Here is an 18,923-nt window from a genome sequence, read left to right as displayed (position 1 = left end):
TCCTTATAAAAAAGGCATAGAATATTTCATCTTGTACTCAAAAAATCTTCGATACGCTTGCACATGACCAAACGCCTGTCTCCGGATGCCGAGAAACTAATCAGCTTATGCCTTGCATCTTATGTATCAGGCAGCCGCACTGAAGATCGTTTTTGGGAAGCTCAAACCGATGCCCTCGTGGCAAAAATCTTTCGTCAGGGCAACCAAGCCACTCTCGATGCCGCATTGGAGCGCCTTCAGCAGAATCACTCAGGCGCATACAGTGTTTTAGCCGAAACTACAGACGCTCACAGTGAATCACTGACTCTCTCTCATGAAAATGGCCAGTGGGATGCCGTACTGATTGCTGCGCCCGTGCTCGCTTGGACCCGCTACACAATCCCTTTGGGCCCGCTCAAACCCGATACCGTCAATGCGCTGCAAGCTCATTTACAAGCGCACATCCTAGCGGATGGTGTACGGCTTGCGATGGCGCCTTATCTATACAGTATTGATCAACTGCCAGAGCAGCAGATTGAAACTTACCGGCTCACCCAACAATTCGCGCAAGCAGCGCTTGAGCGCCGCCCGATTCAACTCCCCTTGCATTCTCGAGAATTACCGGAAATTGCTCCGGTTTTAGCTGACCCGCGTTTTCTATTAGCCGTTGCGGCTGCCCCGGCTGGCCAGGCCCTCTTTCGTTGGCAAGAAAAAGAAAACGGTATGCGCATCGAGCGCAGAGATTGCCTCAAACAATGGGCCGCTCAAGGTGGCGCGAATTTCGCGCAAGCACTACCTGGCTGCGAATTAGAATGCTTATTGCCTGACGCTTACCATGCAGCCTGTCGCACTGCGGATGAAAAAATTCGGCCGCACACTTTGCGCACAGCGATACGTTATCTCAAAGATACCCTAGCCCCTAATACAAGCGGACTGCGCGCCGTTATCGGAGGCTTTGGCGAACATCGCGTGGATGAATATCGGATTGGCTTTACGCAACGAGGCGATAACACCGTGCTCTATGGCATTGTCTGGCCGCTCTACGGCCATGAAGACATTGCCGCGCTTGCCGCTGAACAAGATGAAACGGCCAATAGCCCACTGGATGATATTATCGCCCTCTTAAAAGAAGCCAATATCGTTGATATTCGCCGACACGCTGGCCGCTTTGATCCGGAATACTGCGAAGACTGCAATGGCCCACTCTACGCCAACCCACTTGGCGAAATTGTGCATGCAGAAATGCCTGCTGACATTGAACCCACTCAGCCACATTTCCATTAAATTTGAACTCTTTGCCCCTGGTCGAGCACGAGGCAAAATTATGTCTTTTGGCTAGGGGGTCAATGCCCAGGAAATTTGTCAAGATACACCCTAGGTTGCACTATATTTTGGTTGCAATCTTTTTGCCGCGTAAAAACCAGATTTTTACGCCACGCTCATGGTGAACAATATCCAATTGGAGGGGCATTCCAATGAAATTTTTTGTTTTAAACGACCAACCCGAACGGCGCGAAGGGCTCAAAGCACTCCTACGCCAGATTGATCGCCGCGCTAAATTCGCTGAAGCAAAAGACTGGCGGCAAGCAACTCTTCGCTTAAAACGCGATTTACACGATTTACTTGTGATTGATTGGCAATTGCGCTGGATGCGCATCGCTGATTTATTATGTGTATTGCGTGAGCATCCAACCTTGCCAGTGGCTATCTTAACCGACGACACAACTCGCGCGACCGTCCATGCGTTACTGCACGCGGGAGTGCTCGGCATCATACCCCGCAGTCTAAATCCACATTTGATTTTACGCGTATTTGAACTGGTGCTACTGGGGGGGCACTACGTACCTGTATGCGCGTTAAACCCTACTTTACCCAGCGCACCCCGCCCCCCTGCCATTTGCGTCAAGCCACCGGCTATGCTTGAACTTATTCCGCGTAACGCCCCCATGCGCCTTTCACCGCGCCAGCACCAAATCATGCGTTTATTAAATATGGGCAACACCAATAAACTGATTGCTCGCACGCTCAATATCAGCGAAGGCACGGTTAAAATTCATTTAGCCAGCATCTTCAAAATATTAGGCGCAACCAACCGCGCCGCAGCAGTCGCCATTTATAATGGCTGGCAATTTAATACGCTAGAAGTACTGCACGATACGACCCAGCTGCTTAAGCCTAACCCTACGCCAGTTGCGCTAACGCAACCTAAAGCTGCCCCCGCCGCGGTGAATACCTATCCGCTGTTGATTGCAGCCCAAACACGCCCTCCTTATAATGCAGCAGATACACCATCCATAGCGCTGCAAAACATCTCCGCCCACGCGGACCCCACACAAAATGAATCATGAGGCGCCTACTTTAAGTCGCCGCGCTTCAATTATCGCGATAGCGAACCAGTACGAGCATTCAGCCATTCTCGCGCCGCACCGCTCAGGTGGGGCGCGAGCCGCGCTTGCACCATTTTATGGTAGTCATTTAGCCAAATTATTTCGTCAGCATCTAATAGACTAGGTTCGATACAACGCGTATCGATCGGACATAAGGTGAGCGTTTCGAACTCAAGAAATTCGCCAAACTCATTGGACTGTGCGGAGCGAACTACAACTAGGTTCTCAATCCGTATGCCCCATTGCTCAGGCCGATAGATCCCCGGTTCAATCGAGCTGATCATCCCGGGCTCCATGGCGGTAGTAGGATCCGCCGCGGCATAATGCGAAATGGAATGTGGGCCCTCATGAACATTTAAAAAATACCCCACGCCATGGCCCGTACCATGCCCATAATCCACCCCCGCGGCCCACAGCGGAGCGCGCGCAATCGCATCCAGCATAGGCGCGCGGATTAGGCACGGGAAACGCGCTTTGGAAAGGGCTATCATGCCTTTCAAAACCAACGTGAAATCACGCTTTTGCGCAGCGCTGGGGATACCCACCGGCGCTACCCGCGTAATATCGGTGGTGCCGCCCCAATACTGCCCACCCGAATCAATCAGCAGCAGCCCTTGCCCGGTAATCTCGGCATTTGAAGCCTCTGAGGCGCAATAATGCGGCATTGCTCCATGCGCATTAAATCCCGCAATCGTACTAAAACTCAATGTCACAAAACCTGGCCGGCGCGCGCGCGCAGCGCTCAGTCGCTCATCGATGGTTAACTCAGTGATCGTCTCATGATCTAGCGCTTGCTCAAACCATGCGAAAAATTCACATAAAGCAGCGCCGTCTTGCTCCATGGTTGCGCGAATCTGCGTGATCTCAAGCTCGCTCTTGCGCGCCTTAAGTAAAGTAGATGGATTGATCGCTTCAATGATGCCGACATGAGCCGGCACAGATTGGAGCATCTGATAATTACTGCGCCGCGGATCGATCAGTAATTTCGTGTCCAGCGGCAAGCCCGCTAACGCCTCGGCAGCCTGCTCATACGGCGCAAGCACAATGCCGTCGGCCACTAGAGCCTGCTGCAACGCAAACGGCACTTTACCTGGAGCCATAAATAAAGTTGCGGAACTTGGGCCAATCAGCGCATACGCCACAAACACTGGGTTATAGCTCACATCCGAGCCACGCAGATTAAATAACCACGCAATATCATCAAGCGTTGACAACCAATGCCAATCTGCTCCGCGCGCACGACTTTGTGCCCGCACACAGGTGAGCTTCTCCCCCCGCGTCATTGAAATATACGGTGCCGGATGCTCAAAAACCTCTGCTGCGGGTAAGCTTGGACGCTCTTGCCAAATTTCTTCAATCAGATCAAGATCCGTGCGCAAGGTGATCTGGCGTGCACTCAGCGCAGTTTGCAAGGTTGCTGCAGCAACCATACTTAATACTTGCCCATCGACGCCGACTACCCCCCCCGCAGCGGTCCGGGTGGCCAGCCAATCAAAATGTGCTTGCGCTTGATTCGGGCCGATTTTGATTAATTCGATGCCGCTTCCTGCAAGTTGCGTGCTGGCTTGGCTCCAATAACGACTATCTACCCATAAACCCGCAAAATCCGCGCTGATGACTAAAGTACCAGCCGAACCTGTAAAACCAGATAGCCAAGCACGACTTTGCCAGCGCATTGGCGGATACTCTGAAAGATGCGGGTCAGTCGAAGGCACGAGATAGGCATCCAGCCTTGCACGCCGCATCGCGGCACGCAATTGCGCAATCCGTTCAAGCGCAGGGACGGCGGTTGGCGGGGATAAATTCATGTAAGATCCACTCCTGTTTGGCGCTCAGCTTAGGCAAAGTGCACAGAATACTGCAAACCGCGCAGACAAACATAAAGTAAAAGTTAGAAAAAGTTATAATTAAGCTATTCTTTTTAAAATACTGTCTAATGCAACTGTTCGCTATTGGGGTCAATCATCAGACCGCGCCAATTGCCTTGCGCGAGCGGCTCGCCTTTTCGGTCGAACAGCTTAAACCCGCATTGCAGATGTTGAAATCTGCTTGGCTTAGGCGCGATACGGCTCAAATTAAACCTCACACCGCACCTTCACTGCTCGAGGCGGCCCTTCTCTCTACGTGCAATCGCACTGAAATTTACTGCGTCACCCATACCCAGGCCGCCCGTGAGCACGCCATTTCTTGGCTCGCCGAGTACCACCAATTTCCGGCCGACAAACTTGCCTCACATATTTACACTTTGCCACAATCTGAAGCCGTCCGTCATGCATTTAGAGTCGCTTCCGGACTGGATTCAATGGTACTGGGCGAAACTCAGATCCTTGGCCAACTCAAAGATGCCGTACGTACCGCCTCTGAAGTCGGCGCGCTTGGCACCTATTTGAATCAATTATTTCAACGCACTTTCGCGGTGGCTAAAGAAGTGCGTGGGCAAACCGAAATCGGCGCTCACTCAGTCTCAATGGCCGCCGCTGCGGTCAGACTTGCCCAGCGCATTTTTGAAAACCTCGCGGATCAACGCATACTCTTTATCGGTGCCGGTGAAATGATTGAGCTGTGCGCCACCCATTTCGCTGCGCACCAACCGCGCGCGCTGGTGATTGCTAATCGCACCCTGGCGCGTGGCAGCAAATTAGCCCACCGCTTCAACGGTCAGGCCATCACGCTGTCAGAACTGCCAGCACGACTGCACGAGTTTGACATCGTGATATCTTGCACGGCCAGCACCCTGCCGATTATTGGCCTGGGTGCTGTTGAACGCGCATTACGCGCGCGACGGCGGCGTCCTATCTTTATGGTTGACCTTGCTGTACCACGCGATATTGAGCCCGAAGCTGCACAACTCCAAGATGTTTTTTTATATACGGTGGATGACCTCGGGGCAATCGTGCGCGAAGGCCATACGCTACGACAAGCCGCCATCACACAAGCTGAAGCAATTATTGAAACGCGGGTTCAGCATTTTATGCAATGGTTAGAAACGCGTAGTGTAGTGCCTGTGATTCGCTCGCTGCAAAGCCAGGCGGATACCTTTAAGCGGATTGAGCTCGAACGAGCGCAAAAAATGCTAGCCCGCGGCGACGATCCTGCGACCGTGCTGGCCGCGCTCGCTCAAGCGCTCACGAATAAATTCATGCATGGCCCAATGCGCGCATTAAACCAAGCGCAGGGGAATAAACGCAAACAGATCACCGAGTTGCTCACGGGCTTAATCGAGCAGACTCAGGGGCATGATCTACCTTAAAGCGGCGGCATACGCCCAATTTAGAGACGCTCACCGCTTCCGCTTGAGCGCCTTTTTCAGTTTATTTTTTTAAGACCAAGTCGCCAGGCAACGACTGTAGATAAGCTGCAATATCGCGCAAGTCCTGTTGAGATAAACTTTGCATTTGCGCATTCATAATTGGATTTTTACGGCCGAAAAGCGGATTATTGTCCGCCACTTGATACGCCCGCATGGCAAAGTAACTATAGTCCGCATACTGCCCCGCCAGCTTCGGATATTCAGGGGTGATCGGGTGATTCATATCCAGGCCATGACACGCTGCGCAATTATTGCGCTCTACTAATAGCTTGCCATTTGCGATGTCGGCGGCATTTGCGCGCGCACTCACGTGCATTGCACCGATTACCGCCAGCACCAATAAAAACTTTTTCATCGTTGTTATCCTGCGTATTTTAAAAGCACCCGAATTATTTATCTGGGTTGTTTGGGCTGAATGGCTTTTGCGCGGCATAGTACTCAGCAATATCAGCCATATCCTGCTCGCTCAGTGAGGCGGCAAGTGCGTGCATGGTTGAATATTTGCGATCTCCATGCTTGTACCCCTGCAGCGCAACTTGAATGTATTTCGCATTCTGCCCACCCAGCAGCGGCACCCGATATACTTCAGGGAATGCTGTACGGTATTCAGCGATGCCATGACAGCCGATACACATCGCCACTTTACTCTGGCCAGCCTTTGCACTGCCGGTTACTTCGGTCTCAACGGCGCCGGCTGTAGCAGATAAGAGTACCGCCAAGGCAGCCACAGTCAGGTTTTTTTTCATAAGGCCCTAAGCGCAAGCTAAAAATCCGGCTATTGTAGCTTGCTTAGCACCTTATCGTCCATATCACGGCGCACGTGTGCCAGGGCCGCCTCATTATAAAAAAGCCAAACGGGGCATGAACCTAGTAATCCGAGAGCGAGAAATGTTTTAGTATTCAAGGCCTTATAGTAATAGCGGGCTGCGAGGGATGGAACGATATTGTGAGTTATTCGGGAAGACGAAGCTTGATCAGTTAAGGCGGTACCTACCGTATGAGAGTGGGATACCGAGTGATGATACGTTGCGTCGTTTTTTAAAATGAGATAGCCCTGACTCGCAACGGGTTTTATAGGCGCCCTAAAACTCCAGTTTCGCCAAATCTGTTCAAATTGTACTCTCGGCCTACATCGCTTACTTATAGAGGTCCTCTCATCTCTTCAATGCCTAAATCCTAAGACTCACTATCTTTTCAGATTGAAAAGATAGTGAACCGACTCCTAAGCACGCAGTCCTATAGGTTTATCTATCACTGAAATGCTTGGATTCGATGCTGAAGCCAGCGCTTAGCGCAACAATTTCAATGCGTTATAGATGTCCCTAGGACATTACTGCCGAGGGAATTTCTAATTGATTTAAATTGAAGGAATTAATTATGGGGACAGCATACAGTTATCATCGTCTCTCGCGCTGCGAGACACAGCCTCAGAGTGAGAATACATATGCGCCAAACTCGTCAAAGCCTCCTGACAAAGCATCTGCTATTAGCACCCTGGGCTTTATCAGCGCTTCTAAGAAAACGATGCGCTCAGGCAAGAAACAAAAAGTGCTTCAGCCATCTCCCACGCTTGATGATTTAGTCAAATGGGTGGCGGGGAAAAGTGGCATTGTGCCCAGTCATCTCGCCCCGCTCCAACAAGTCGCGCAAGATTACAACTGCATCATTGGCATACGGCCAGTCGAGAAAATAGCCACCGAACTCATCGAGCATGGCTATCCGACAAAAAATCTTCATATCAAAGGCAAAAGCGCAACTTGGGGGCCACAGGCGGGCTTGATCTGCTTTGATCAACGTTACAGCAAGATCGAAAATCAGCCTGAGCAGATCAAGAAATTGAATCAGCAGACGCAGCAATGTATTACGGATAACTATGCCCGGTCCGTGCCGCTCGCTATTTCTCTAGCGCGGCTGACTAACCTACAGAAGGAGGGTTACATCCACACTCTGTCTAACGCACATGCTCGGGGCAGCATAACCTTTAAAGCGAAAGGGCCAAGCGGCAAAGAATATTCCTTCGAGGCAATCTGCAAACCCAATCATAGTGAGGGCGTCTACCAAATTACTCATCAAGATGAGCCAATCATGGTGCTCGCACCGCCCGCAGATACAAAACCCTTCACGGCTGACTACGATTTGCTCCTGCTTGGTCCGCATCTCAGCGACCTCGGACCGCAGGATAATCTTCAAGTACCGGATGTTGCGCATCGCCAGAAGTACCGAGCACTGCCAAATTCGGACGCGACTAATGACCTTTGGGATATAAATAATTTTTGCAGAAAAACCGATTCAGAAACCGGCAATACGTCGCGCCGAATCAAGGAAATGATACCCATCATCAATCACTATCTCGTCGGTGATGGTAATCCAGTTATGCATCATAGCGCGGATTCGAGCAATCCTGCCGCCGATCCGACTACGAATTATCCCGCTACATTTGCGCTACCGATGAAGCTGGGCCGTTTCGAAAAAATCTGTGTGGTCCAGAATAGCTACGAGCTGGCTGAGCTGATCCAACAGGCAAAAAATCGTGGTTATCACATACCCATGAATCCACGATGGGAAAAGCAGGTGAGAAGCATCAAACGCAGCAGTTTCACTCATTCGAGCCAAGACAATCCCTTAGCCTTACAGATGCGCGCGATGCATCAGCAACAAAGCTGAATCACAACTGCCCATCCAGTACTTCTAGCTCTCGATGTCGCACCAAAACGTCAGCGTCCTGCGCTAGACGCTGACCCAGTACTTGCGCAATATAAACCGAGCGATGCCACCCCCCTGTACATCCAATCGCAACAGTTAGATAACTGCGATGATCGGCGCGAAAACGCGGCAACCATGTCCGTAAAAAGCGCTCAATATCATCCATAAACAGGCGCACTTCAGGCAGCGCGTCCAAAAAATCCGCGACAGCTTGATCCAATCCCGTCAGTGGACGTAGCTGCTCGTCATAGTGTGGATTAGGTAGCGCGCGCGCGTCAAATACGAAATCTGCATCAAGTGGCAAACCCCGTTTGAAGCCGAAGGATTCAAACATTAAAGTCATATCCACGTGTTCATGCTCAACAAATTGCCGTACCCAAGCGCGTAAATTATGCGCCCGCAAATTACTGGTATCAATTTGATGGCCAAATAAAGTCAGGTCTGCAACCAGCTCGCGTTCAGACTCTATCGCATCAGCCAACGACGTTTGCCCATACATGGAATGGCTTGAGCTTAATGAGAGTGGATGACGCCGCCGAGTTTCTGAAAAACGCTGGATCAACGCCTGCGTGCTCGCATTGAGAAATAACCCGCTGACTTCATGGCGGCCCCGCAATACGTTGACAATCTCAGGCAAGTTCGCCAATGAACTGCCAGCCCGCGCATCAATCGCCACCGCCAGTCGCGTATATCCATCACGCGCTAAGAAATCCGTTAATTCGAGTAGAAAACCGGGGGGCAAATTATCCACACAATAATACCCCGCGTCTTCAAGCGCATGCAATGCAACCGACTTGCCCGATCCAGAAATGCCTGTAATTAGAATGATCCGCATTGTAAAAGCCTGTATTTTGATTTAAATAGGCGGAGGTTTTTGCTTAAGGCCAAACCGCAGTCAGCCTTAGATGGATTATGTGCCTGAGTTCCAATTTGCCCTTACCACTGCCGCATTAAATCGGGTAACGGTTAAATCCAATCTCAACGAGTACAGATAGGGTTTGGAGGACCTAAATTTTTTTATCGATAGCTAGAGTCTTGACTGCCCGTCTCATGCATGGCCGCCCGCTGCTGCTCCATAAAATTCTGCAACGTATCGATTCCACGCAATTGCAAAATGGTATTGCGCACCGCAGCTTCGACCAGCACCGCCAAGTTACGCCCAGCCGCCACTTGCAAAGTCGCTTGGCTAACCGGCAAGCCCAGAATTTCTACCGTTTGCTTGTCTAACGGCAAACGTTGAAACTCTCCATCGAGCCGGCGCACTAACCTCACGACAAGCTTTAACTTCATTTTGCGACGCACGGCCGTTTCGCCAAAAATAGTTTTTATATCGAGCAAGCCCAAGCCCCGCACTTCAAGCAAATTTTGCAATAACGGCGGACACCGCCCCTCGATAAAATCTAAGCCTAAACGCCTGAAATCAACCGCATCATCCGCGACTAAACCATGACCACGGCTAATTAACTCTAGGCCAAGCTCGCTCTTGCCTAAGCCCGAGTCACCCGTAAGCAGCACCCCCATGCCCAGAATGTCAAGAAACACGCCATGCATCGTGATAGAAGGTGCAAGAACCCGCGACATGTAAAGGCGCAGGCTATCGATCACAGCCGCTGCCGAGATTGGAGTTGTAAACAGTGGCGTAGATGAACGCGTACAACGTAAAACTAATTCATCTGATGCCTCGATGCCGCCAGCAACCACCAAAAAAGGCGGCACCAAGGCAATTAATTCGGCTATTTGGCGTTGACGCTCTTCATCAGACTGACGCGCGTAATACAATATTTCTGCTTCACCGAGTACTTGAATCCGATTCGGATGAATCAAGTTAAGGTGACCCACTAAATCCGCGCTGGAGGTTGCATTCGCCACGGTTTCGCTTGAAAAACCACGATCCCAGCCTTCGTGGCCAGCCAGCCAACTCAGTTTCAGCGCGGCAGCGTTATCATCGAAAACACTTTGCGCATTAACGTTGCTTGAAGGGTTCATAGATTGGCATGAACACGGTCAGGCGTCCACTTAATAAGAAAACTACGAAGCGCTGCTCTATCTTTCTCGTCAGTCAAATGGGCGCGGGCTTTTTGATCAGAAAGCAATTGTGCAATTTCAGACAAAATATCAAGGTGTTGCTGCGTCGCCTGTGCCGGCACCAGTAAAAAAATTAACAGCGCTACGGGCAGTTCATCAGGCGCTTCAAATGGAATCGGCTCAGCGAGCCGGATAAAAGCGGCCAATGGGCGCTTCAGTTTTTCGATGCGCCCATGTGGAATTGCGACTCCCTGGCCTAAACCAGTCGAGCCGAGCTGCTCGCGGGCAAATAAATTATCCGTGACCACACTACGCGCGATCCCATGATGATTTTCAAAAATTAAGCCGGCTTGCTCAAATACTCGCTTTTTACTGGTCACAGCCAAATCTAAAACAACATTTTCAAGGGGTAGAAATCTACTCAGGCGATTCATTCTATCTGGTGTTTAAGAGCTTCATGATGATGATCTTGGGTCTTCCCTTTATAGCGAATGACTTGACGGTCAAGCTTGTCAATCAACAAGTCAATCGCGGTGTAAAGATCACTCTCTGAGGTTTCCGCAAAAATCTCCTTACCTTTTAGGTGCAGTTTAATTTCCGCTTTTTGACGTTTTTCTTTCTCTTTATGGTTATCAATCACTAACCGCACAGCACCATCAATCACATGATCGAAATGGCGGGTTATTTTTTCCAATTTATTAATTACATAGGCACGCAGTGCAGGCGTAACGTCAAGGTGGTGTCCACTGATCTGTAGGTCCATATAAACCTCCGTATTGAAAATCGAGTGTAATAACAATACTACTGTCTTGCTTAACTCCAGCGTATCAGCAATCTCGGATAAAACCAAGAGCTGCGTCGCAATTTCGCCCTAACCAAAGAAATTTTACCTAAAGACGTCGCAAAGGTAGATTTTTTTACATGCGAAAATGTTCGCCCAAATAGACGCGCCGCACGGATTCATTTTCGATAATCTCTTCCGGCAGACCCGCCGCTAATACACTGCCATCGCTAATAATATAAGCATGGTCACAAATTCCCAGCGTTTCGCGCACATTATGGTCAGTCATTAGAACACCGATCTCACGCTGTTTTAAAAAGCGCACAATTTTCTGTATTTCCAATACAGCAATCGGATCGACGCCAGCAAAAGGCTCATCTAATAAAATAAAAGCTGGATTTGTCGCCAATGCTCGTGCAATTTCGACTCGTCGCCGCTCACCGCCAGACAGCGATAAAGCCGGGTTATCGCTTAAATGGGTAATCTGGAGCTCTTCCATTAAAGCCTGAGTGCGCTCACCGATAATATCCTGCGGCAAGCGCTTGCCGTTCTCGTCAAGCTGCAACTCAAGTACCGCACGAATGTTTTGTTCAACCGATAATTTACGAAAAACTGAGGCTTCTTGCGGCAAATAAGAAAGTCCGAGCCGCGCTCGTTGATGGATCGGCAATATGCTGATGAGTTTGCCATTTAGGGTAATTTCACCGCGATCAAGCGGTACCAACCCAACCATCATATAAAAAGAAGTGGTTTTGCCCGCACCATTCGGACCTAGCAAACCAACGACTTCGCCGCCTTTGACTTCTAGCGAAACATCTTTGACCACTGTGCGTTTGCCGTAACTTTTTTGCAAATTGCAGGCGGCAAGTATATTGTCTCGACCTACTGGATAGCGGCTTGAAAAAGCGCTGACATTCACTGCGAGGGATTCCTTTCGAGAGGGCTTGAGGCGCTTGGTGGAACAGTGGGGTAGCTTTCCAGCGTTAGCGCCTTATCATAGACCGCGCTGCGAGGCGTCAGGATAGCGCGCACGCGAGAAGCTTCTTGACCCGACCCAGCCACACTCTCACCCGCGCTGGCGGTATAAAATTCTTTCCGACCGTCATAACGGATCATGCTACCGCTAATCTCATCTAACAACTGTGCGTTAGGCAACCGCCGCCGCACCGTAGCATAGCCCGTTAAAACGGTCAGATCACTTTGACTATTATAATCGATTTGTTTTCCATAGCCCTCGATATAGCCTCGTGCACCATTCAGCTCTTGCCGAAAATAAGCTCGCTCTTGCCGCTCGGCATAACTGGTTATAGATTGATAACCCTTTGGATCTTGTTTTAGGATGACTCGGTCGCCTTTGATCGTAAGCGCTCCTTTAGTGACGATCACACGTCCCGTTAAGACATTCACTTGTTTTAAATCGTCATAAGTCCAACGGTCTGCCTGTACATAAATCGGCTGCTCACTCTCTGCGCGCGCAGCATAGGCAGACGAGCTCAATAATATGGCTAACCCGAAGCAGAATACAGAAGCACTTTGAGCGATCAAGCGGCGCCAAGTGTAATAAGGAAACCAACGACTCATAAAGTGAACTAACGAGAAGAGCTAGCGCCCCTAGAGATAAACGTATCCGCAGCAATCATGCCGCGCACTTGTCCAACCAATTTGACCACCCGTGTGAGATTGTTATAAGACATGCCGCTCGCAGTCACAACTGATGCGCCTCGCTTCAATTTAACAGGCTTTTCAGTTTGCACAATATCATCGTTAAGCCAAAATCGGAAATGTTGCGACTCCGCTTCTAACATAGGATCCTGATTTCCTGGCGCGCGCCGTACATAAGCGTCATCATAAAGATCAACAATTGAACCATTGCTATTGATTTTGCCACGCTTAGCAAAACTGGTTACGTCTGGTTGGCCCGTTACGAACGCCCGCACCGCGGGTAAAACAACCTCGGTATCGTCATTATCCTCGTAATGCACCATCTTTGCTGCATTAATTCGGTATTGTGTAGCGCCAGTTTGGTCCAGCAACGTAATCGATAAATAATCCGCAAAATAATCGGGACGATGCAGCTTGGCCCGCGGCGCGGAGGAGGTCGCCGTCGGAAGATCTAATTGCAACAGCCAGTAGCTGGCCCCTGCCAAAACCGCTATGATCAGGAGCGGCAACCATTGAGCTCGAGCGCGCGCCGACATCAGGCTTGACCACACGCTGTCAAAAGTAGTTTGGCATAACTATGCTGCGCCTGCAAAATCAAATCGCACACTTCACGCACCGCACCAGCGCCACCCTGAGCCTGTGCAACCCAATGGGCACGCGCCAATACTTCCGCATGTGCATTGGCCGGCGCTGCCGCAAAAGCCACTTTCAGCATGACCGGTAAATCAGGCCAATCGTCTCCCATATAACCGCACTGCTCAGCCGTATAATGCAGCTGCGACAACAATTCAGCAAAAGCCACCGCTTTATCACGCACCCCCTGGTAGACCCAGGCAATCCCAAGCTCTTGCGCGCGCGCAGCCACAATTTGAGAGCATCGTCCAGTGATCAAGGCAAGCTGTACACCGCTTGCCGCTAGCAACTTCAGCCCTTGTCCATCCAGCGTATCGAAAGCTTTTAGCGACTCTCCCTCGGCACTAAAATACAAGCGCCCGTCAGTGAGTACGCCATCCACATCAAAAATCATTAACCGAACCTGTGCGGCTCGTTCATTCACAGCGCTACTCACAGATGCGTGAACCATTAAATTACCTTCGCATTAAAAAGATCATGCATATTGAGCGCGCCAATCAATTTATGTGTTTCATCCACGACCAGAACTTGATTAATGCGGTAGCGCTCCATCCATGCAACCGCTTCCATGGCTAGCTGATCTGGGCTGATTGTATGGGGCTGAGCGGTCATCACCTCAGCCATTTTAAGGGTAGTTAAATCATAGCGTTTAGCCAGCAAGCGCCTTAAATCGCCATCCGTAAATATTCCTTTGACCAAGCCAGCATGATCGACTACGGCCGTCATGCCTAAGCGCTTTTCGGTCATCTCAAAGAGGGCGTCATGCACCGTCGCAGTGAGCTCCACATGCGGCAATTGCGCATCGATACGCATCACATCGCGCACATACGTTAACAGCCGCCGTCCGAGCATGCCACCTGGATGAGAACGCGCAAAATCCTCCGGCCCAAAGCCACGGGCATCTAAGACCGCCATCGCCAGCGCATCACTTAGCGCTAACGCAGCGGTTGTGCTCGCAGTCGGCGCAAGATTGAGTGGACAGGCTTCTTTTTCAACTCGTGCATTTAAGTGCACATCGGCCAGTTTAGCCAAGCTTGAGGCTGGATTACCCGTGATCGCAATCAACCGCGAACCGGTGCGTTTGATAAGCGGAAAAATATCCACCAACTCTTCAGTCTCGCCTGAATTAGACAGCACAATCACGACATCTTCCGCCATGATCATGCCAAGATCTCCGTGGCTCGCCTCAGCCGGGTGCACAAAAAAAGCCGGTGTGCCGGTACTCGCGAGAGTCGCTGCCAGCTTACGCGCGATATGGCCGGATTTGCCAATCCCAGAAACCACGACCCTGCCCGTACCAGCAAGGAGCAACTGAACTGCCATGACGAAATTCTGATCAAGCTGATCCGCCAACGATACAATCGCCGCAGCTTCGGTTTCGAGGACATTACGCGCTAGGGATAAGACCCGGTCATTATGGCTTGCTTTTATCATGCGGGGAGTATAGCAAAAACCCGAACGGGCAGGCCTATATTGTAAGGGCTCGCCCGCTCAATCAAGATACGCCTCGTTGAAAGACAGCCTTTCTCTGATAGATACCCACCCGCACGAGAAATTTAACTGCGTATCGGTTGATTCAATCTTTAATGATCATTTCAATGCTGACGCTATGAGCGTTTAATCCAAATGTATTAGGCGGAAATCTGCAACCTTGGCCATAACTCAGAAACGTTACTTCTGCGTTTCTCGCCTGAATCAAGCGCGTTGCCTCCGAATACTGCACTCATCATGTCTGGGCCGAATGAAAGCCGCCAAGATAGAGATTTCTTGTGTCCCCACGGATGCTGCCTATCGATGCTATCTGATGAATAGCGCCCCCCCATCCACTCAACTCGGTTCACCATATTCCCGACACCTACGTCTAGAGTAAATGAGGGATTTCTACACGCTGGCAATAATAACTTCCCTAAATCCATCCCTTCAAATTGAATAAAAGATAAGCTCTGACTTATATTTTTCCGCGGCGCCTCCTTGATCTCACTGGATTTTTTTCTATCCAGCGGCACCCCCGCGTTAACTAAAAGCGCCGACGCATTTTGCGCGCCAAGCTGATATTCATGATCTAGCTGCGCATTTTTAATCCATGCAAAACATTTCTCCTCGAAGTCACTCTTGTGTTTTTCTGACTCCGTCAGAAAAGCCAACACAGCCGGCTCTCCCGCCAGCGACACCTGATTCAGTGAAGCGCTCTTCCGTATTGGCTGCTGCATATCAGCAGAGAGCGCACGAGCAACTAAATAGGCTTGTAATGATGGATCGATAAATTGATAGCGAGGAATCGGCAAAGCGTCTTGAGCTTGGCAAGCGTATTGGCGGATTAGAGGCGCCGGGTAGCACGACAGATGCTCTTCGATTGCGTCCTCATTACTTAACCTCCAGCGACTTTGATTGTCTTGATTGTCTTGGCACATTTCCAAGGCTATTTTTTGGCTAAACTGAATCCCCTGTTGAATAAATTCTGCCGGCTCCTTTTCATTTTCTAACCGAGCATGGTGGTAAGCAAACCAGTGCGTCATGAATTCTTCGTATATTCTAGCTTGGGTTAATGATGCTGCTTGTTTGTCAAGCATCGTTATGGTTTCTAATAGCGTCTTAAGGATGAAGGGGGTCCGCTTCAGAAATTTTAGATCAAATTTGTCTAAGGCCTCTTCGTAAGCCGCCACATCCCGCTTGGCACCTTTTAAATCCGCTCCATATTTCTTTATATAGAGATTAATTTCTCCATCGGAGAACGGCGCCAATTGGCCTATTTGCAATAATTCTGCTTTGCCTGGGGTATGGAATTGCCCTTCATCGCCCGCCTCTAAATACTCAGGGCGACTCGTAATCACAAATTTGGCATGCCACTCATCCAATCTATTTCTTTCGAAAAAACCCTCATTCCCTCTGCGAACTTTGTCATAACCATCCAAGATAAAAACAAAGTGTCGGGTTTTGCGCAACATTTCAATTTGCTGCAGCGAAAAACCCCGCTCTTGGAAAAAATGAGAGATTAAATTTTCGGCATAAATCTTTTGTGGCGAAAATGGAATCAATACAGGAATAGGCTCGCCACTGAACTCGGTTGATGCATGGTATTGCCGCCATAGCTGGCGTTCCAGGTGCTGACTAAACTCCGTTTTACCCGAACCCGCTGCGCCCAATAAAAGCAAAGTTTTCTGCTCTGAAACAAAAAATTGCTCCACTTTCTGATCCAGATCGAAAGATTCTAACGACTCCGAGGGCTCTGACACACTCGTTAAATTCATTCCTCGCGGCGCGATATACTCTTTTTTTCTAGCGCCTTCAAGATACTCCAAGCGCACGCTTTTGAGCTCCTGAATTTGAGTGCCCAGTGAATTATTGATGACTATTGTCGCCGCAAAATTCGCCAGTTTTTGTTGCCGCCGTGGCAGATGCAGTCGGTTGACAGCGTGCGTCAGTAATTCTTGGCTCAAAGGTTTTGGTTCGATAAAGTCGCTTGCCTCAAACCTAAACCTGTGCCGGCTTCCAACTGGAAACTTCTGCACTCGTTGTATAGCTTCGAGCGCACTTGCTTTCACCTCGCTATGCCCGCCCCACACTTCATTGTCTTGATACAAACTTTGTAAAAACCAGAATGCGCTCTGCCGGGTTTTAAGATCCCGGTGTTTAACAACGAGTTGCTCTAAACGCTGACACAAACCCAATAAAAAATTTTTATTTTGATTATCAGAGCTATTCCGCACAAAATGTTCAAATTCGACTAATTTATTTGTCTGCAAAAACACATCTGCAAACCATAGCGCCTGATACCATGAATCATGGCGGATCACCTGAGTATCTGTCCAAGCACTATAAAAATGTTTACCCGCCTCGATAAGTTTTTCTACTTCGAAGCCCACCACTGCGCCGCTCAAGCAGACCATGCCGCCGCCTACCTCATACAAAGGACTTAATGCATTTTGCCAAATGCTCCGGACACTTAGAATCTGCGCACAGGCCTGATATGCACAGGAAGCTTGGTAAGCTAATGCGGTGTCTTCACGTCCAATCAGCATACTCAGAGTAGCAAGTAACCCCTTATGATCATCGAGACTGAAGTCCGGCGTGCTGGTGCGCCCTATCACATCAAATAATTGCGTAATAGCTTTTAGCAGTTCTTTTAGATTCTCGTTACTTCTCCCTTTACACGCGGCTTCTAAGCACCTTTCTAATACATCTAGGAGCGGCATCAAAGACCCCGGCTCAATACCATTCTTGCTGATTCCCCGATCAAGACCTTTCTCTCTTATTAAGAGCGCGGTTGGGCAATCTTGCAATATCGCTGTCAAACCTTTCACCAAAGGCAAATTAAGCACAGAGAAGTCTCCCGGATTGAGTCCTTGCGCCAGGATATTAATCAGCTGTTTATAAAGTTCTTTATCTGGGATCGTAGCTAAAGGGATAATTTCTTGGATTTGCTCAGGACTTTTAATTTTAGTTCCAAAAACCTCAAGCACTTCAAACGCTAATTGACGCAATAGTACTCGCTGCTCATCAGGCAAATTAGGCTGCTGCAGATAGTGGGCTAGATATCGTGTATTCGCAATATCAGCAAACCCTACCTTGCCGACCGGCCACGGCCCCAATTGCAGCGCGAGCGGATTGCGCTCAAAGAAAGAAATATCGCTCTGCACTATAGATGAAGTCAGGCTGCGAGACATCGCCGGCGTACACACCAACAAAGATTTTAAAATATGTTGATGAGCGATTTTATTTTGCTCTGAGCCTTGAGCTCTCGATACAACCCATTTAGGCACAATCTTCGATAGCAGAGACGGTTTAGGCGGTAAACCATTCAGCCTTTTTTCTGCTTCGTCTTTCGCGTTATGATGTAAATAAGTTAAAGCTTTTTTATAACTTGCACGCGCCCTTTCCGTTAAGTCAAGCTCTTTAAAAACATCCCCTCTTTCGAGATAAGTTTGAGCCAACAAATTTCCCAATACAACTCTTTGTCTCGCCACCAAATAATCATAGGGTTCGGTTTTTTTATAGACTATCTTGAATTTTTCTTTGGCTTGAGTAAAAAATTTCTCCGCCGTAACCAAATATTTTTCTTCTTGTTCTTGTGTTTGAGAATGATGATGCGCCTGTTTTAGGCAAACTCTAGCCTGATCTAAACAAGATTTACCCTCTTCATAACATTTTTCAAGCATAGGTGCCGACCGAGCACCCGTCACACGCAATCCCAAGGAGCTATGCAAACTCCCAGTTTGGACCGAGCCATTCGAATTCCCAGTTAAGAGTGAGCTACTCGAACCTTTAGTTTGGCAGGAGCCGCTTAAACTTTTGGCTTGTTGAACGCCCCCACGCAACGCAAAAATGTCTACCGCCATGATACAGCCCCCCTCTCCGGTTTCAAACGAAATTCTAATTCTTGGAAAACTTCTAAACCCAGATAGAGACTAGCGCCGCTATCCAATCACTGCTTTCTTTTTACGGC

17 protein-coding genes and 1 pseudogene are annotated in these 18,923 nt (G+C 49.3%); 5 read left to right on the top strand and 13 right to left on the bottom strand.

What is annotated here, in order from left to right; all coding sequences use genetic code 11:
* Window positions 1–51: 51 nt before the first annotated feature.
* Window positions 52–1,263 (top strand): DUF2863 family protein, encoded by a 1,212-nt coding sequence (locus tag MPB2EB_RS02450; RefSeq protein WP_185182624.1) that lies wholly within the window; start codon window positions 52–54, stop codon window positions 1,261–1,263.
* A 191-nt stretch (window positions 1,264–1,454) separates the two neighbouring features.
* Window positions 1,455–2,327: a response regulator transcription factor gene (locus MPB2EB_RS02445; RefSeq protein ID WP_185182280.1), complete on the top strand. Its 873-nt coding sequence runs from the start codon at window positions 1,455–1,457 to the stop codon at window positions 2,325–2,327.
* Between the two features lie 29 nt (window positions 2,328–2,356).
* On the opposite strand, the gene MPB2EB_RS02440 is transcribed toward MPB2EB_RS02445, so the two are convergent.
* Window positions 2,357–4,174 (bottom strand): aminopeptidase P family protein, encoded by a 1,818-nt coding sequence (locus MPB2EB_RS02440; RefSeq protein ID WP_185182279.1) that lies wholly within the window; start codon window positions 4,172–4,174, stop codon window positions 2,357–2,359.
* A 128-nt stretch (window positions 4,175–4,302) separates the two neighbouring features.
* Here MPB2EB_RS02440 and hemA point away from each other — a divergent pair, with 128 nt between their 5' ends.
* Window positions 4,303–5,616, top strand: coding sequence for a glutamyl-tRNA reductase (gene hemA / locus MPB2EB_RS02435; RefSeq protein ID WP_185182278.1), 1,314 nt, complete (start codon window positions 4,303–4,305; stop codon window positions 5,614–5,616).
* Between the two features lie 61 nt (window positions 5,617–5,677).
* Here hemA and MPB2EB_RS02430 read toward each other — a convergent pair whose 3' ends face one another.
* Together MPB2EB_RS02430 and MPB2EB_RS02425 are read right to left on the bottom strand one after the other, a co-directional pair.
* Window positions 5,678–6,031, bottom strand: coding sequence for a cytochrome c (locus tag MPB2EB_RS02430; protein ID WP_185182277.1), 354 nt, complete (start codon window positions 6,029–6,031; stop codon window positions 5,678–5,680).
* 34 nt (window positions 6,032–6,065) lie between these two features.
* A complete protein-coding gene (locus MPB2EB_RS02425; protein ID WP_185182276.1) occupies window positions 6,066–6,422 on the bottom strand; it encodes a cytochrome c in 357 nt (118 codons plus the stop codon).
* Between the two features lie 167 nt (window positions 6,423–6,589).
* Between MPB2EB_RS02425 and MPB2EB_RS08490 the strand changes: the two are divergent.
* Window positions 6,590–6,711: pseudogene (locus tag MPB2EB_RS08490) on the top strand (transposase family protein); the annotation flags it as partial.
* A 342-nt stretch (window positions 6,712–7,053) separates the two neighbouring features.
* Window positions 7,054–8,340, top strand: a complete 1,287-nt coding sequence (locus MPB2EB_RS02420; protein ID WP_232534469.1) for a CyaA/EF/ExoY family adenylyl cyclase toxin — start codon at window positions 7,054–7,056, stop codon at window positions 8,338–8,340.
* Between the two features lies 1 nt (window position 8,341).
* Here the strand turns inward: MPB2EB_RS02420 and rapZ are convergent, their stop codons facing one another.
* From rapZ to MPB2EB_RS02370, 10 genes are all read right to left on the bottom strand, one after another.
* Entirely contained in the window at window positions 8,342–9,214 is an 873-nt protein-coding gene (rapZ, locus tag MPB2EB_RS02415; protein ID WP_185182275.1) for an RNase adapter RapZ, read from the bottom strand.
* A gap of 182 nt (window positions 9,215–9,396) precedes the next feature.
* Complete coding sequence (gene hprK / locus MPB2EB_RS02410) at window positions 9,397–10,365, bottom strand: HPr(Ser) kinase/phosphatase (RefSeq protein WP_185182274.1); 969 nt, start codon at window positions 10,363–10,365, stop codon at window positions 9,397–9,399.
* A complete protein-coding gene (locus MPB2EB_RS02405) occupies window positions 10,362–10,838 on the bottom strand; it encodes a PTS sugar transporter subunit IIA (RefSeq protein WP_185182273.1) in 477 nt (158 codons plus the stop codon). Before MPB2EB_RS02405 ends, hprK begins: the two co-directional genes overlap by 4 nt.
* Window positions 10,835–11,167 (bottom strand): ribosome hibernation-promoting factor, HPF/YfiA family, encoded by a 333-nt coding sequence (hpf, locus tag MPB2EB_RS02400; RefSeq protein WP_185182272.1) that lies wholly within the window; start codon window positions 11,165–11,167, stop codon window positions 10,835–10,837. The genes MPB2EB_RS02405 and hpf overlap by 4 nt, the downstream gene beginning before the upstream one ends.
* A gap of 154 nt (window positions 11,168–11,321) precedes the next feature.
* Window positions 11,322–12,104 carry an LPS export ABC transporter ATP-binding protein gene (gene lptB, locus MPB2EB_RS02395; RefSeq protein ID WP_370576613.1) on the bottom strand — a complete coding sequence of 261 codons (783 nt, stop codon included), beginning with the start codon at window positions 12,102–12,104 and terminating at the stop codon, window positions 11,322–11,324.
* Complete coding sequence (gene lptA, locus MPB2EB_RS02390) at window positions 12,101–12,766, bottom strand: lipopolysaccharide transport periplasmic protein LptA (protein WP_185182271.1); 666 nt, start codon at window positions 12,764–12,766, stop codon at window positions 12,101–12,103. The genes lptB and lptA overlap by 4 nt, the downstream gene beginning before the upstream one ends.
* 8 nt (window positions 12,767–12,774) lie before the next feature.
* Window positions 12,775–13,383, bottom strand: a complete 609-nt coding sequence (gene lptC, locus MPB2EB_RS02385) for an LPS export ABC transporter periplasmic protein LptC (RefSeq protein WP_185182270.1) — start codon at window positions 13,381–13,383, stop codon at window positions 12,775–12,777.
* Window positions 13,383–13,931: an HAD family hydrolase gene (locus MPB2EB_RS02380; protein ID WP_185182269.1), complete on the bottom strand. Its 549-nt coding sequence runs from the start codon at window positions 13,929–13,931 to the stop codon at window positions 13,383–13,385. The genes lptC and MPB2EB_RS02380 overlap by 1 nt, the downstream gene beginning before the upstream one ends.
* Window positions 13,931–14,914, bottom strand: coding sequence for an SIS domain-containing protein (locus MPB2EB_RS02375; protein WP_185182268.1), 984 nt, complete (start codon window positions 14,912–14,914; stop codon window positions 13,931–13,933). Before MPB2EB_RS02375 ends, MPB2EB_RS02380 begins: the two co-directional genes overlap by 1 nt.
* 197 nt (window positions 14,915–15,111) lie before the next feature.
* Window positions 15,112–18,816, bottom strand: coding sequence for an NACHT domain-containing NTPase (locus tag MPB2EB_RS02370; protein WP_185182267.1), 3,705 nt, complete (start codon window positions 18,814–18,816; stop codon window positions 15,112–15,114).
* Window positions 18,817–18,923: the final 107 nt, after the last annotated feature.

It is taken from the genome of Mycoavidus sp. B2-EB, assembly GCF_014218255.1.
GTDB lineage: Bacteria > Pseudomonadota > Gammaproteobacteria > Burkholderiales > Burkholderiaceae > Mycoavidus.
Note: the sequence above shows the minus strand (reverse complement) of the source record. Positions and strands in the feature narration are given on the sequence as shown.